Annotated in this window: 15 protein-coding genes and 1 pseudogene; 2 read left to right on the top strand and 14 right to left on the bottom strand. The window is 37.5% G+C overall.

Going from position 1 to position 14,877, the window contains the following annotated elements:
* Positions 1-232: 232 nt before the first annotated feature.
* From RZN25_02670 to tnpA, 7 genes and pseudogenes are all read right to left on the bottom strand, one after another.
* Positions 233-613: a MarR family transcriptional regulator gene (locus RZN25_02670; GenBank protein MEQ6375735.1), complete on the bottom strand. Its 381-nt coding sequence runs from the start codon at positions 611-613 to the stop codon at positions 233-235.
* 272 nt (positions 614-885) lie between these two features.
* Complete coding sequence (locus RZN25_02665; GenBank protein ID MEQ6375734.1) at positions 886-1,110, bottom strand: LuxR C-terminal-related transcriptional regulator; 225 nt, start codon at positions 1,108-1,110, stop codon at positions 886-888.
* Positions 1,111-1,585: 475 nt separating this feature from the next.
* Complete coding sequence (gene sdhB, locus RZN25_02660; protein MEQ6375733.1) at positions 1,586-2,344, bottom strand: succinate dehydrogenase iron-sulfur subunit; 759 nt, start codon at positions 2,342-2,344, stop codon at positions 1,586-1,588.
* A 2-nt stretch (positions 2,345-2,346) separates the two neighbouring features.
* Complete coding sequence (gene sdhA / locus RZN25_02655; GenBank protein MEQ6375732.1) at positions 2,347-4,107, bottom strand: succinate dehydrogenase flavoprotein subunit; 1,761 nt, start codon at positions 4,105-4,107, stop codon at positions 2,347-2,349.
* A gap of 49 nt (positions 4,108-4,156) precedes the next feature.
* Positions 4,157-4,768: a succinate dehydrogenase cytochrome b558 subunit gene (locus RZN25_02650; GenBank protein MEQ6375731.1), complete on the bottom strand. Its 612-nt coding sequence runs from the start codon at positions 4,766-4,768 to the stop codon at positions 4,157-4,159.
* Between the two features lie 343 nt (positions 4,769-5,111).
* Positions 5,112-5,216: pseudogene (locus RZN25_02645) on the bottom strand (IS200/IS605 family transposase).
* A gap of 26 nt (positions 5,217-5,242) precedes the next feature.
* Positions 5,243-5,512: an IS200/IS605 family transposase gene (gene tnpA / locus RZN25_02640; protein MEQ6375730.1), complete on the bottom strand. Its 270-nt coding sequence runs from the start codon at positions 5,510-5,512 to the stop codon at positions 5,243-5,245.
* 79 nt (positions 5,513-5,591) lie between these two features.
* On the opposite strand from tnpA, the gene RZN25_02635 reads away from it, so the two are divergent.
* Both RZN25_02635 and RZN25_02630 read left to right on the top strand, forming a co-directional pair.
* Complete coding sequence (locus RZN25_02635; GenBank protein MEQ6375729.1) at positions 5,592-5,726, top strand: hypothetical protein; 135 nt, start codon at positions 5,592-5,594, stop codon at positions 5,724-5,726.
* Between the two features lie 403 nt (positions 5,727-6,129).
* Positions 6,130-6,564, top strand: coding sequence for a DUF2507 domain-containing protein (locus tag RZN25_02630; protein ID MEQ6375728.1), 435 nt, complete (start codon positions 6,130-6,132; stop codon positions 6,562-6,564).
* A gap of 514 nt (positions 6,565-7,078) precedes the next feature.
* Here the strand turns inward: RZN25_02630 and uvrC are convergent.
* From uvrC to RZN25_02595, 7 genes are all read right to left on the bottom strand, one after another.
* Positions 7,079-8,878 carry an excinuclease ABC subunit UvrC gene (uvrC, locus tag RZN25_02625; GenBank protein ID MEQ6375727.1) on the bottom strand — a complete coding sequence of 600 codons (1,800 nt, stop codon included), beginning with the start codon at positions 8,876-8,878 and terminating at the stop codon, positions 7,079-7,081.
* 414 nt (positions 8,879-9,292) lie between these two features.
* Positions 9,293-9,607: a thioredoxin gene (gene trxA / locus RZN25_02620; protein MEQ6375726.1), complete on the bottom strand. Its 315-nt coding sequence runs from the start codon at positions 9,605-9,607 to the stop codon at positions 9,293-9,295.
* Positions 9,608-9,768: 161 nt separating this feature from the next.
* Positions 9,769-10,749, bottom strand: a complete 981-nt coding sequence (locus RZN25_02615) for an electron transfer flavoprotein subunit alpha/FixB family protein (protein MEQ6375725.1) — start codon at positions 10,747-10,749, stop codon at positions 9,769-9,771.
* Positions 10,750-10,775: 26 nt separating this feature from the next.
* Positions 10,776-11,549, bottom strand: a complete 774-nt coding sequence (locus RZN25_02610; protein MEQ6375724.1) for an electron transfer flavoprotein subunit beta/FixA family protein — start codon at positions 11,547-11,549, stop codon at positions 10,776-10,778.
* A gap of 18 nt (positions 11,550-11,567) precedes the next feature.
* Positions 11,568-12,335, bottom strand: a complete 768-nt coding sequence (locus RZN25_02605; protein MEQ6375723.1) for an enoyl-CoA hydratase — start codon at positions 12,333-12,335, stop codon at positions 11,568-11,570.
* A gap of 4 nt (positions 12,336-12,339) precedes the next feature.
* A complete protein-coding gene (locus RZN25_02600) occupies positions 12,340-12,930 on the bottom strand; it encodes a TetR/AcrR family transcriptional regulator (protein ID MEQ6375722.1) in 591 nt (196 codons plus the stop codon).
* A 141-nt stretch (positions 12,931-13,071) separates the two neighbouring features.
* Positions 13,072-14,769, bottom strand: coding sequence for a long-chain-fatty-acid--CoA ligase (locus RZN25_02595; protein MEQ6375721.1), 1,698 nt, complete (start codon positions 14,767-14,769; stop codon positions 13,072-13,074).
* Positions 14,770-14,877 lie beyond the last annotated feature (108 nt).

The raw sequence follows: 14,877 nt of genomic DNA, 5'->3' as shown, positions 1-14,877 counted from the left end.
CAAAGATGGTTTGTACTATCATGTATACGAGTTATCTAAAAAAATAGACCAAGCTTCTATAAAAAAATTTACAGATTGCGTAAGAGAGGGAATAAAAATATTCCTCATCACCTTTATGAAGCACAAATCTTTTTAATCTTTGATTAACCTGTTCATAAAAATCAAAAAAAGGCTGGTTATACAAGAGCGGTGAATGTCTCTTGTATAACCAGCCTTTTCTTTATTATATAAATTATGTCCCTTTCTCCATCTCTCTTTGGAGTTTTGAAAGTATGTCTTGGATATTCCTTGTTTCCTCTTCTGAAAAACCTTCAAGAATAGTTGTTAGGTATTCCTGTCTTTTAGCCACAACTTCTTGAATGATCTTTTTCCCTTTTTCTAAAAGATGTATTTGGACTACTCTTCGATCTTTAGAATCTTTCTTTCTCATTACAAGTTCGTTTTTTTCCATTCTATCTACTAGATCAGTAGTAGTGCTATATGCAAAATACATTTTTTGAGATAAATCACCGATAGTCATTGCCCCATACTCCAATAGCCATTGAAGAGCAACAAACTGTGGAGGTGTGATAGGGTAATTTTGCAAAATTTCCCTACCATTCTGTTTTATCATAGAAGAAATAGAACGTAGATTCTTTTCTATTTCGATAATTGTATCTGATTCCTTAATTGTTGGATTCAACACTGACACCTCCAGTAGGATATGACTTTATTGTTGCTTTTTTAAGCATAAATTGCAACTTTTTTTCCTTATAGAAATATAAGAGGTTGTTTATTTAGATAAAAACTTTCAAAAGGAAAAAATCCTTTGCATACGTGCAAAGGATTTTTAAATGTAGACCTTCGACGACTGAAGCGAAACATCATATCATAAGCTAGACCTTCTTACAGTGTAAGTTCTCCCATGCGCAGAAGCTCCACAACTGCCTGCGAGCGCCCCTTTACACCTAACTTCTGTATCGCATTTGAAATATGGTTTCGGACGGTCTTTTCTGAAATAAATAGTTCTTGTGCAATATCTTTCGTCGTCTTGTCTTGAACAAGCAATTCAAAGACCTCTTTCTCTCTTTTGGTTAATAGTTGCTTCTGCTTATAGTCTCCGTCTTTCAAAGGCTAAACCCTCCTTGCTATTGAAAGCTGCATGGAGAAGGGTAGTTATTTAGTCATTGTATACTATGAGAAAGATTAAGATACTGTTACACTTTTTCAAAAGACTTTTTACTGTTTTAGCATAAGAAAAGCGCAAGCGCCCTTGATCATCGACGTAAGGCGGTGGACCTCATCGATATTAAGGATCGTCGGCTAAAGCCGTCACATCGTGTGGTGACCTACATCGTGTAGGCCCAAAGGAAACACGGTTCACGAGGGCTCGCATCCTGCGAGTCAGTTCGGTGTTGCGACAAATGTTTTCGGTGGGCCTAGTAATCGGATGTCGCGTTTTTAACCGAACCTCCATCATCGATGTTGACTTATCGATGGAGAGGAGGGAACCGTCTCTAGTCGATAGGGCGCTGGAGCTAGACGAATTTTATACTTTATCTTTTAAAAAGATCCCCGTGAACACAATCACGGGGATCCAAATATTTTATCGATCACTTCCAAAGAAATTTCTAAATGATTGAATACTTGCATCTCTATTTAGAGCAGCAATAGATGTCGTTAAAGGAATACCTTTTGGACATGATTGAACACAGTTTTGTGAATTTCCACAATTAGCTAGTCCTCCATCTCCCATAATGGTTTGAAGACGTTCCGCTTTATTCATTTCTCCAGTTGGATGTGCATTAAATAAACGAACTTGAGAAAGAGACTGTGGTCCAATAAAATCTGATTTACTATTTACATTTGGACAAGCTTCTAAGCAGACCCCACATGTCATACATTTAGACAATTCGTAAGCCCATTGTCTTTTTGTTTCTGGCATTCTTGGCCCAGGTCCTAAATCATAAGTTCCATCAATAGGAATCCATGCTTTTACTTTTTTCAATGAATCAAACATTCTACTACGGTCTACGGCTAGGTCACGCTGAACCGGGAATGTTCTCATTGGCTCAAGGCGGATTGGTTGTTCCAATTGATCGACTAAAGCAGTACAAGATTGACGAGCTTTCCCATTAATAACCATAGAACAGGCTCCACAAACTTCCTCTAAACAGTTCATATCCCAAAATACAGGGGTGGTTTTCTCCCCTTTACTGTTTACAGGATTTCTACGAATTTCCATTAAAGCAGATATGACATTCATATTTTCTCTATATGGAACTTCAAACGTTTCCTCATACGGAGCTGATTCGGGATTATCCTGCCTTTGAATCATGAGGGTTATTACTTTCTTTTCACTCATGTTTATTTACCCCCTTTTTTCTTCGTATAGTCTCGTTTACGAGGCTTTATTAAGGAGACATCCACATCTTCATATGTGAAAACAGGAGCTTTATTTTCAGGATCAAAGGTTGCAATAGTTGTCTTCAACCATTCGTCATCGTTACGGTCTGGAAACTCTGGTTTATAGTGAGCTCCACGACTCTCGTTACGGTTATATGCACCAATCGTAATAACACGTGCTAGATGAAGCATGTTTTCCAATTGACGAACAAACATAGCCCCTTGGTTACTCCACCTCATTGTGTCATTTACATTAATTTTTTCAAATCGTTCTAATAGTTCTTGTATCTTTTCATCGGTCTGTAACAACTTAGAATTTTCACGAACAACAGTAACGTTATCTGTCATCCATTCTCCAAGCTCTTTATGGATAACATAGGCGTTCTCATCACCATCCATCGCCAAAATACGATCAAACTTTTCTTGCTCATATTGAAGTTGCTTATCAAAGATGCTATCACTTATGTCTTCCGCAGATTTTTCTAAACCATCGATATATTTAATAGCATTAGGTCCTGCAACCATTCCTCCATAAATAGATGAAAGAAGAGAGTTAGCACCCAGACGGTTAGCCCCATGTTGTGAATAGTCACATTCACCTGCTGCCAAAATTCCTGGTATATTCGTCATTTGGTCAAAATCTACCCAAAGTCCTCCCATAGAATAGTGAACGGCAGGGAAAATTTTCATTGGTACCTTACGTGGGTCATCCCCCATAAACTTCTCATAAATTTCAATAATTCCACCAAGCTTTATATCCAATTCTTTCGGATCTTTATGAGAAAGGTCAAGATAGACCATGTTCTCTCCATTAATTCCAAGTTTTTGATTGACACATACATCAAAGATTTCACGAGTTGCTATATCCCTTGGAACAAGGTTTCCATAGGCTGGATATTTCTCCTCTAGGAAGTACCAAGGCTCCCCATCTTTATAAGTCCATACACGTCCACCTTCTCCACGTGCAGATTCACTCATTAAACGTAATTTATCGTCACCTGGAATTGCTGTTGGATGAATTTGAATAAACTCTCCATTTGCATAGTGTACCCCTTGCTGATATAAAGCCGAAGCAGCAGAACCTGTGTTAATAACAGAGTTCGTTGATTTTCCAAAAATAATTCCAGGACCGCCAGAAGCAATAATTGTGGCGTCTGCCTTAAATGCTTTTATTTCATGAGAGTAAAGGTTTTGAGCAACAACTCCTCGCCCCACACCTTCTTCATCAATTACAGCAGATAAGAATTCCCATCCTTCATATTTCGTAACAAGTCCTTCCACTTCATAACGACGAACCTGTTCATCTAATGCATACAACAATTGCTGCCCAGTCGTAGCACCAGCAAATGCTGTACGGTGATGTTGAGTACCTCCGAATCTTCTAAAATCTAAGAGTCCTTCCGGTGTACGATTAAACATAACCCCCATACGGTCCAACATATGAATAATACTTGGTGCAGCTTCACACATTGCTTTAACAGGTGGTTGATTCGCTAAGAAGTCTCCACCATAAACTGTATCGTCTAAGTGTTCCCATGGAGAATCCCCTTCTCCTTTTGTATTTACCGCTCCGTTAATTCCACCTTGGGCACATACAGAGTGAGAACGCTTTACAGGAACAATTGATAACAAATCAACATGTGCGCCAGCTTCAGCAACTTTGATTGCAGCCATTAAACCTGCAAGACCACCACCGACGATAACGATATTACGGTTACTCATACTACTCACTCCCCTATTTATAACTGCCTACATTATTAGTTCAATCATTTTATACAAAGGCAAAAATAGCTGTTAGTCCGACATATGTCAGTAAAACAAAGACTATCATTGAAAAATAAGTTGCATATAGTTGCGAACGTGGAGATTGCGCGATTCCCCAGCTAACAAGAAATGACCAAAGTCCATTCGAAAAGTGGAAAATTGTAGAAACGACCCCAACTATGTAAAACACAAGCATAAACGGACTAGAAAAAATGTCAGCCATTAAGGAATAGTCTAATTCCGCTCTCCCTAACCCAATTGCAATACGCGTTCCCCAGACATGCCATACTACAAATATAAGAGTTATGATTCCTGTTAGGCGTTGCAAATAAAACATCCAGTTTCTAAAGAAACCATACCTACTTAAATTGTTTTTAGCTGTTAATGCAATGTACACCCCATAGATCGCATGGTACAATAATGGTAAAAAGATAATAAATACTTCTAAGAAATACCTAAAAGGTAAACTTTCCATAAAACCAGCAGCCGCATTAAATGCCTCTGGTCCTCTAGTAGCAAAATTATTGACCACTAGATGTTGGACTAAAAATATTCCAATTGGAATTACCCCTAGCAAAGAATGGAGCCTACGCATTTGAAATTCACGATCTTGAGCCATCTGTTACCCCCCTCATGATTTGAAAAATCTTTCTCCCCCCATTATTTCAAAATAATAAAAGCGCTTTAATTTCAATAAAAAAAGTTGGGATAGGTTTCCAACACTTTTATACTGCTTTTTATTATCTCGACAAATGGATATTTTGTAACACATTTATTGTACTTCTATCCTTAAAAAGCGTCAAGAAATCAAGTGTCAATAGTTTATGCTTTCGCATTTTTTTGAAAATTCATTTCATTTTCAAAAAAATCATGAGAAAAAAGAGGAATGAAAGATTAAACAAAAAATCAGCGCTTCATTCCCCTTCAAAATCTTGATTTAGTGGGGGTTAGGCGCTAAGGTCTTACTCACCTTGCTTTTCTATATTTTTAATTACGTCAATTGTTGATCCGCGTGTGGTTAAAATCATATAACTTCTACTCCAGAAATAAGATTTCCAATAATATTTTTCAAGTTCCTTCGGGAACTCTTTTCTTACATTACGAGAGGTGACTGTTTTATACCTGTGTTGATCGTGTTTGCTAGATTATTCTGAGTCGGTGCGTCAAATAGCAGGTCTACATGATCTGATTCTCCATTCATTTCGAGAAGTTCACAATCCCACTTTTTAAATAATTCTAGTGTGATTTGTTTCCATCTATTCATTATGTCTTCAAAAATACATTTATGCCTATATTTCGTCACTACAACTAAGTGGTACGTTAACTTGTAATAAGCATGCCGATTCTTTTTGTCATCAGTCATATCTTTTTACGTTTACAACTAAAACATCTATATGGTATACTTCGTCATAGAACATATGTTTTGGTAATGGGGGTTAATGATGGAAGTCGCAAAAACACTAGGCCATAAAATTACCAATCATTCTCATATTTTTGATGAAACCCTATTCATTTATAACGAAGAAAAAGAAAAAGACCGTTTGTTTCGATTAACGAATAAATTGCGTAAAGTATAACATCCATCTGGTTGGGTCGATTAATGGTTACAGAAACAAATATCTTGTAAAAAAGACCTTGCCACTTTCATTACGGGAAAGATCTATCATGCTGATCTGTCAGCAAGTTATAATATAGCAGCTCGTTATTTTATTCGAGCATATCAAAAATCCATGTCTGAAAATTCACGGTTGTCCTTGTAGGCAAAAGTTCCTGTATTGGCAAAAAGAACATCTCAAACTTTATCTTCGTTAATTAGTCTTCATCAGGCAATGAAGTCACCGAGGGGGCTTAATCGTGCTTGTTTTGTACTGTATTCAAGATAAGGGATGCTCCATCAAATTGGTAAGCAATTAGTTGGAGAGGTTCACAAGATCCCGCAAACAATAGAAAATAGAAACAGAAAGGGATGAGGCTGATTACATGAAAAAAGAAAAACGTACCTTTGACTTATATCAATTATCAGGAATCACTGGGCCCTTAGCTGGTCATGAGCTTCTAAGACATATCGCATTACCTGATCTCTTAGGACAAGACGCAAATAAGATCTTGTATTATATGGGGAAAAATTTAGCAAGAAAATTTCCACTAAACATTTTAGATGAGCTTCCGTATTTTTTTAAACAAGTAGGATGGGGAGACTTGAAGTTGTTAAAAGAAAAAAAGACTCTTTATTCTTACGAACTGACAGGTCCTATTATTGATGTCCGTAATAATTATGAACAGCCAATAAATTATCGTTTAGAATGTGGATTTATTGCTGAGCAGATCCGATTAATTACCGGCAGACAAACAGAAGCTAACTTTGAGGTAAAAAATAAGAACACTGTAGTCTTTGAAGTGTTAGTTGAGAGTTAGAAAGTAAGTAGGGCAAGCAGAGACAAGTACTGGGAAACAGTAAGCCCCAATAACCTCACCTTTTCAAATTGCCTGCCTACTTTTTCATTTAAGTGCTAGCAACCACCACGTGCACTAGAACATATGCGAGCAAAAGAGAAAACAATTAAGAAAAGCGCAAGCGCCCTTGATCATTGACGTAAGGCGGTGAGGCCCACAGGATGTGGGTCACGTAGGCGTTGCAAATCATTTCGGTGGGACAAGTAATCGCAGTCCCAACACGATGTCGCGGTTTTAACCGAACCTCCTTCATCGATGTTGACTTATCGATGGAGAGGAGGGAACCGACTCTAGTCGATAGGCTTCCCCTCGAAACAAGAAAAGCTCTTGTTTCTGTGAAGTAGCGCTATGTAGCTTTCCTTTGTGCGATTACTCGGGGCAAAAGCTTCGAAGATTATTCTAGGAAGCTTTTTCGCTGGTATCTTCTTATCTTGTAAAAAAGATGATTCCTCAAGCCCGAGGAATCATCTTTTTATTAATCCTTTAGATCTATATTTTCTTGTGATTTACTTAGATATTCTAAAATGCTTTCTGCAACTTGTTGGGGAATCCCAGCTGCCGTTAAATCCTTCACATCGGATTCTTTAATTTTCTTAAGTGAACCAAAATGTCGTAGGAGCATTCTTCTCCGTTTTTCTCCTACTCCTGGTATTTGGTCCAATTTGGATTGAATCGTTCCTTTTCCACGAACTTGTCGGTGAAAGGAAATAGCAAAACGATGCACCTCATCTTGAATCCGTTGAACTAAATAAAAAGCTTGAGATTTTCTTGAAAGTTCCACAACAGCGGGTGGAGATCCGTACAATAATTCACTTGTCCGGTGTTTATCATCCTTGGCAAGTCCACAGACAGGGATATCTAAACTCAGTTCATCCTCTAATACCTCTGTAGCAGCTTTCATTTGCCCTTTTCCTCCATCAATCAATACAAGGTCAGGTAAAGGTAAGTTTTCTTTTAATACCCTTTGGTAGCGCCTGCGAATAACTTCGCGCATCGTTTCGTAATCATCAGGGCCTTTTACTGTCTTTACTTTGTATTTACGATACTCCTTTTTGTTAGGGCGTCCATCAATAAAAACCACCATTGCTGAAACAGGAGAAGTTCCTTGAATATTCGAATTGTCGAAGGCTTCAATTCGGTGAGGAGTCTCAATATGCAGATGATCTCCTAACTGCTCTACCGCTTTTATTGTCCTCTCTTCATCCTTTTCAATAAGAAAAAACTTTTCTTTTAAAGCTATCTGTGCATTTTTCTTGGCCAATTGGACAAGTTCTTTATTTCTACCTCTGATTGGTGTTTTGACTTGAACATCTAGCACACGATTCAATAACTCGCGATCCGCTTCAACCGGAACATGGATTTCATATGGTTTAGGGTGATTCTGATGGATATAAAACCGTCCAATATAGCTATGAAATGTCTCTTCCGGACTATCAAAAAAAGGAAATAATGCCACATCACGTTCAATCAGCTTTCCGCTTCTCACAAAAAAGACTTGAACACACATCCACCCTTTATCGATAGCGTAGGCAAAAATATCACGATCTACTTGATCATTAATAGTCACTTTTTGCTGTTCCATAACAGATTCAATATGTTGTATCTGATCTCTATATTCCTTTGCTCTTTCAAAATCTAAATTCTCTGACGCCTCGAGCATTTTTTTTGATAAATCTTCTTTAACCTGCTTATGTCCACCATTTAAAAATCGGCTAATTTCTTGTGCAATTTGCCGATTCGTTTCTTTAGATATGTTATTCACACAAGGTGCCAAGCATTGTTTCATATGATAGTACAGGCAAACCCGCTCAGGCATTGTAGAGCACTTTCTTAATGGATATAATCGATCGAGTAGTTTTTTTGTCTCTCTTGCAGCATATACGTTAGGATAAGGGCCGAAATATTTCCCTTTATCTCTTTTCACTTGGCGTGTGACCAGCAATCTTGGTTGTTCCTCTGCCGTGATTTTAATATATGGATAGGTCTTGTCATCCTTGAGTAGTACATTGTATTTCGGATCATATTTTTTAATTAAGTTCATTTCAAGGATAAGAGCTTCCATTTCAGAGGAGGTTACAATATATTCGAAATCGTCTATCTCTTGCACAAGACGTAAAGTTTTCCCATCATGAGCTCCAGTAAAATAAGAGCGAACTCGATTCTTTAAAATTTTTGCTTTTCCTACATAAATAACTGTTCCTTTATGATCTTTCATTAAGTAACAACCTGGTTGATCTGGGAGAACAGCTAACTTAGATCTTAGATGCTCCTTCAATCCTCTCACTCCCTCCTTCCGTCTATTATAACCTGTTTTCAAAAAGAACCGAAGGACAACTTTAATAGCTAGAATAACTTGGTTTATCGTTAAAAGGATTCGCGAAAGTGTATTTTGCTTTCTTAGAAGCCCTTATACTCTGGAGTGCAAGTCTGAATGGCGAAAGACACAGTTTTACTTATACTATCAACCGACTAAAGTTATAAATTCTGATAGTATAAGAAAAGCGCAAGCGCCCTTCGAAACAAGAAAAGCACTTGTTTCTATGAAGTAGCTCTACGTAGCTTTCCTTTGTGCGATTACTCGGGGCAAAAACTCCGAAGATTACTCGATGAAGCTTGTTCGCTGGAGCTAGACAAATTTTCTTATCTTGTAAAAAAGACAGCCATTGAACGGCTGTCTTTAACGCAAAACTTATGCGTGCTTATTAATAAGCTCAACTAATGCTTCTTTTGGTTGGAAACCAACCACTTGTTCTACTACATTTCCACCCTTAAAAAAGAGCAACGTCGGAATACTCATAACTCCAAATTTACTAGCTGTTTCTTGATTTTCATCTACATCAAGCTTTACAATTTTAACTTTACCACTCATTTCAGAATCTATTTCTTCTAAAACTGGAGCAATCATCTTACATGGACCACACCAAGGTGCCCAAAAGTCAGCTAGAACGAGTCCGCCGCCTGTTTCTTCAGAAAAGGTTTGATCAGTAGCTGCTACAATTGCCATTCTCTTATTCCTCCTTCTTACAATTCCATTTAACTCTTTTAAAGTATATCATTTCGTCATTAAGGGTGCGAATATTTTGTTTGTGTATATTGTTACCACGTAACCTAATTTGATTCGTTCATAAAAAGAAAAGGCGCCGATAAGACCGGTGCCTTTTCTTTTTATGCATTTACTTTCATTTTTTTAATTTCTTCCGTAAGCATAGGTACAACTTCAAATAAGTCTCCTACAATCCCATAGTCAGCTACATTAAAAATATTAGCTTCTGGGTCCTTATTTATTGCTACAATAACTTTTGAGTTAGACATACCTGCCAAATGCTGGATAGCCCCTGAAATTCCACAAGCAATGTATAAATCAGGCGTAACAACCTTTCCCGTTTGACCGATTTGAAGGGAATAATCACAGTAATCAGCATCACAAGCCCCACGAGAAGCACCAACTGCCCCACCTAAAGCATCTGCTAATTCCTGTAGTGGCTCGAAGCCTTCTTTACTTTTCACCCCTCGACCACCTGCGATAATGACTTTAGCTTCTGATAAATCCACTCCTTCAGAAGTTTTTCTTAAAATATCTTTGATCACCGTACGAAGATCTTTGATTTCTACTTCCTGTTGGTCAATATCGCCGTTACGACTTTCGTCTCTTTCTAATGGAGCAATATTATTTGGTCTAATAGTCGCAAATAATAAACCATCTGTTATAATTTTCTTTTCAAAAGCCTTACCAGAATATATTGGTCTCGTAAACACAACCTGGTCCCCGACGACCTCTACATCTGTCACATCAGAAATTAGCCCTATATCAAGTTTACCTGCAACCTTAGGAGACAAGTCTTTACCAACAGCTGTATGACCTAAAATAATCCCATCAGGATTTTCAGAGTCAATAACAGAAAGTAAAGCTTGGGTATAACCTTCAGATGTATACGTTTTCAGAGCATCATTGGAAAGAGTAATAGCACGAGTTGCTCCGTAATAGATCATTTCATTGGCAGTTTCATTTAAATCTCCTTCTCCACATATAACCCCAACAATTTCAGCATTTTCATTTATTTTTTTAACTGCACCAATTGCCTCAAAAGAAACATTTCTAAGTGAGCCATCACGAAGTTCACCTAGGACTAAAAATTTATTCATCATCCATTCCCCTTCCTCTATAGAAGTTATTAAAGCACCTTTGCCTCATTACGTAACAGACTAACAAGCTCTTTTACTTGATCATTCAATTCTCCTTCTAATACTTTACCTGCTCCCTTTTCAGGTGGAAGGAAAATTTCTAAAGTTTTTGTTTTTGGCTCTACATCATCTTCATCTAAATCTAAGTCATCTAACTCTAATTCTTCTAAAGGTTTTTTCTTCGCTTTCATGATACCCGGTAAAGAAGGATACCTAGGCTCATTAAGACCTTGCTGACATGTCACAAGTAATGGCAAAGAGGTTTCTACCTTTTCAACATCACCTTCAATGTCACGATCAATATAAACTGTTGAACCATCTATCTTGATATCTGTAATTGTAGTTACATAAGGTATATCCAAAAGTTCAGCTAATCTGGGACCTACTTGACCGGAGGCATTATCTATCGCTACATTTCCTGCTAAAATAAGATCTACTTCCTTATCCTCAAAATAAGCTTGTAGGATTTTTGAAGTTGAGTATTGATCCACTGCCTCAAGATCATCTTCAATATTAATAAGCGCTGCTTTATCAGCCCCCATTGCTAAGGCTGTTCTTAATTGCTTTTCAGCGTCTTCTCCCCCTACAGAAACTATAGTAACCTCTCCTCCATGCTCATCTCGAAGGACAATAGCTTCCTCAACAGCGTACTCATCATAAGGGTTAATGATGAACTCTGCACCCTCTTCATCAATTTTTCCTCCAGATACAGTAATTTTTTCTTCTGTATCAAAAGTGCGCTTTAATAAAACATAGATATTCATTCAATTACCTCCCCAATTCTATTTGTCTATAAAATTTGGCTTTCTTTTATTGATAAAGGCTTGAATGCCTTCTTTCGCATCCTCGTTTCCAAAGATCTTTCCAAATTCCTTTGCTTCCGTATCCATGCCTTGTTCAAACTGGCTTGTGTACGCAAATGGAATTAATTTCATAATCACTTTTATAGATGGTCCACTTTTGCTAGCCATTTTTTCTGCTAGTTTAAGAGAAAAGTCATATAACTCTTCCTCGGATACTGCATGGTTTGCAAGACCCAACTGAACAGCTTCTTCTCCAGAAATGGGTTCACCTGTTAAAATCATTTCATAAGCCTTTGCTGCACCTACATATCTAGGGAGTCTTTGAGATCCTGCGAATCCTGGTATAATTCCTAAGGTTAACTCAGGAAGGCCTAACTTTGCTGTCGGAGTTACAATCCGTAAATGACAAGCCATAGCTAGTTCAAGACCGCCTCCAAGTGCAGCACCATGGATGGCAGCAAGTATTGGAATATGAAACTTTTCCATTCGCTCAAACAAATCTTGACCTTTTCTTGCTAAAATTTCATAATCTTTTTCCCTTTGGAGGGAAGTAAACTCCTTAATATCAGCACCAGCTGAAAAGAACCTCCCTTCTCCCTTTAGTATCAATGCTTTTATAGACCTGTTATTCTCTATGTTGTCCAGTGTTTCTGATAATTCTTGTAGTAGCTCGGAAGACAAAGCATTGGCTGGCGGACTCTCAATTGTGACCACTCCAACTTGATTTGTCTTTTCTAAAGTTAACATCTCATTACCCCTTTCGCTTCGTAAGTCCATTTAATAATAAGTCATGAATAGTCTCAGCCTGCTCTAACAGATTATATTTTTGTTCCTTCATGACCCAGTTTGTTACCATCTCATCTAAAGTTCCAAAAATCATTTGTCTTATAAGTCTCTTATTCAAGTTTGGTTCAAATATGCCTTGGTCGATTCCTTCTTGGACAATGGAATCCATAAGAACTAGATAAGGTTTTAAAACATCATTAATTTTTTGTCTAAGTTCTTTATTGGATTGCCTTAACTCTAATTGAGTCACAATGGCTAAGTGGTGATCCTGAGAAAGCTGAATGAAGTGCATTTCAATTAACTTTAATAGTTTTAAACTAGCTGAATCTATCGGCTTTATTTCTTCTTCTATTTTCTCAACAAATTGACCCATTTTTTCTTGAAAAAGCGAAACCAGGATATCCTCTTTATTCTTAAAATAGAGATAGATTGTTCCATCAGCTACACCTGCTTGCTTTGCTATCTTCGAGACCTGCGATTGATGGTATCCATTTTCTGCTATCACAATTACCGCAGCATCAATAATCTGTTTAAACTTCGGCCTGTTTTTTTTCATGAATTTCTCTCGCTTTCTAATTTCTTGCTCTGAAACTGAATGATTATTCATTCATGTTTTCATTTTACAAGACCATTAAATGACTGTCAATGAGAAACCCATGATTTACTTGTCCAAATATTAACCAAAGAAAAGAGCCCATTACGGCTCAACTTTTTCCATCTGTTGATCCAACTTCTCTTTTTCTTCATCAATAAGTGCCCTTCTTAAAATCTTACCAACAGCCGTCTTTGGAAGCTCATCCCTAAACTCATAAATCTTGGGTACCTTGTATGCTGCTAATCGTTCTCTGCAAAAAGCATCTAATTCCCCTTCATTAAGGATTTCTCCTTCTTTAGGAACAACATACGCTTTTACAGTTTCTCCGCGATAAGGGTCAGGGATACCTGCGATAACAACTTCCTGTACCTGTTCATGCTCGTAGAGAACCTCTTCCACTTCTCTTGGATATATATTATATCCTCCTGCAATGATTATATCCTTTTTTCGGTCCACAATAAAGAAATAGCCATCTTCATTCATATACCCCAAATCTCCTGTTCTCAGCCAGCCGTCCTGTAAAACCATTTCTGTCTCCTCTGGCCTATTCCAATAGCCTTTCATCACTTGGGGTCCTCTGACAATTAATTCTCCAACTTCACCTACTTCAACTTCTTCCTGACTGTCCATCTGAACTATTTTTGCATCGGTATCTGGCCATGGTACACCTATGCTTCCATTCACCCTCTGATCCCATAAGAAATTAGAATGAGTGACTGGTGAGGTTTCTGTTAAACCGTATCCTTCTACCAACCTTCCACCTGTTACTTTTTCAAAGCGACTTTGGACCTCAGTAGGTAATGGCGCTGAACCACTAATACATGCTTGAATTGAAGATAGGTCATAATTAGATAATTCTGGATGGTTTAATAGAGCTATATATATGGTCGGTGCTCCAGGAAATAAAGTAGGTCTTGTTTTTTCTATCATTTTTAGCACTTGAAGAGCTTCAAACTTTGGTAGGAGTACCATTTTTGAACCATTCATAATAGAAAGATTCATAACCGTGGTCATTCCATAAACATGAAAGAAAGGTAAAATGGCAAGTGTTGTCTCCTTCCCTCTTTCACTCTTATAAAGCCATGCATCACACATTTGAGTGTTAGACACGAGATTGTAGTGGGTCAGCATAACTCCCTTTGGATTCCCAGTTGTTCCCCCAGTGTACTGGAGAATAGCCAGATCTTCTTTAGGATTAATCTCCACTGGTTCGTAATTTGGTGAACTATTCATGACACTACCCCATACATGAATTTGTTCATTTTCTTCCACTTTAATTGCTTCTCCTGCTTGCTTTTTCTGTACAAATGGATATAACAGGTTTTTTGGGAAAGGCAAATATTCCTTTACACTACACACAATAGCATTTGATAAATCAGTTTTTTTCATTACATTTTCAACTCTTGAGAATAGTAAATCCAAACACACAATAAATTTCGCCCCAGAATCCCTAATTTGATATTCTAGTTCCCTTTCTGTATATAACGGATTCGTTTGGACTACAACACCTCCTGCTAACAAAACCCCATAATAACTAATAACTGACTGTGGACAGTTAGGTAGCATGATGGCTACTCGTTCACCCTTTTCAAGCCCCTTACTTTGTAAGAAAGATGCCACCTGTTTAGAGGATTTGTAAACTTCTTCAAATGTAACTTCCTTTCCCTCGAAATAAAGCGCTTTCTTTTTTGGGAATTCTAAAGCCGTTGTCTTTAAAAATTCCTGCAAAGGCTGTTCCAAATACTCTATTGTTTTTGGAATGGCCTCAGGATAATGGGTTAACCAAGGTCGATTTTCCATGAAACTTCCCTCCCTTTATATAGATATATTCATTATAACGCTTTCGATATCGAATATAAATATGATTTTAAATATTTAAAAAATTTAACTTGCCATTAAGACTTGGCT

The sequence above is a fragment of the Bacillaceae bacterium S4-13-56 genome (assembly GCA_040191315.1).
Lineage (GTDB): Bacteria > Bacillota > Bacilli > Bacillales > JAWJLM01 > JAWJLM01.
The sequence above is the reverse complement of the archived record's forward strand: the minus strand, read 5'-3'. Positions and strand labels throughout refer to the sequence as shown.

Bases quoted from the DNA above. Each gene is read 5' to 3' on its own strand.
- sdhB (MEQ6375733.1), bottom strand. From the start codon at position 2,344: ATGAGTGAAAAGAAAGTAATAACCCTCATGATTCAAAGGCAGGATAAT.
- tnpA (MEQ6375730.1), bottom strand. From the start codon at position 5,512: ATGACTGATGACAAAAAGAATCGGCATGCTTATTACAAGTTAACGTAC.
- sdhA (MEQ6375732.1), bottom strand. From the start codon at position 4,107: ATGAGTAACCGTAATATCGTTATCGTCGGTGGTGGTCTTGCAGGTTTA.
- trxA (MEQ6375726.1), bottom strand. From the start codon at position 9,607: ATGGCAATTGTAGCAGCTACTGATCAAACCTTTTCTGAAGAAACAGGC.
- RZN25_02650 (MEQ6375731.1), bottom strand. From the start codon at position 4,768: ATGGCTCAAGATCGTGAATTTCAAATGCGTAGGCTCCATTCTTTGCTA.
- RZN25_02635 (MEQ6375729.1), top strand. From the start codon at position 5,592: ATGGAAGTCGCAAAAACACTAGGCCATAAAATTACCAATCATTCTCAT.
- RZN25_02615 (MEQ6375725.1), bottom strand. From the start codon at position 10,749: ATGATGAATAAATTTTTAGTCCTAGGTGAACTTCGTGATGGCTCACTT.
- RZN25_02605 (MEQ6375723.1), bottom strand. From the start codon at position 12,335: ATGTTAACTTTAGAAAAGACAAATCAAGTTGGAGTGGTCACAATTGAG.
- RZN25_02600 (MEQ6375722.1), bottom strand. From the start codon at position 12,930: ATGAAAAAAAACAGGCCGAAGTTTAAACAGATTATTGATGCTGCGGTA.
- RZN25_02630 (MEQ6375728.1), top strand. From the start codon at position 6,130: ATGAAAAAAGAAAAACGTACCTTTGACTTATATCAATTATCAGGAATC.
- RZN25_02610 (MEQ6375724.1), bottom strand. From the start codon at position 11,549: ATGAATATCTATGTTTTATTAAAGCGCACTTTTGATACAGAAGAAAAA.
- RZN25_02595 (MEQ6375721.1), bottom strand. From the start codon at position 14,769: ATGGAAAATCGACCTTGGTTAACCCATTATCCTGAGGCCATTCCAAAA.
- RZN25_02670 (MEQ6375735.1), bottom strand. From the start codon at position 613: ATGATAAAACAGAATGGTAGGGAAATTTTGCAAAATTACCCTATCACA.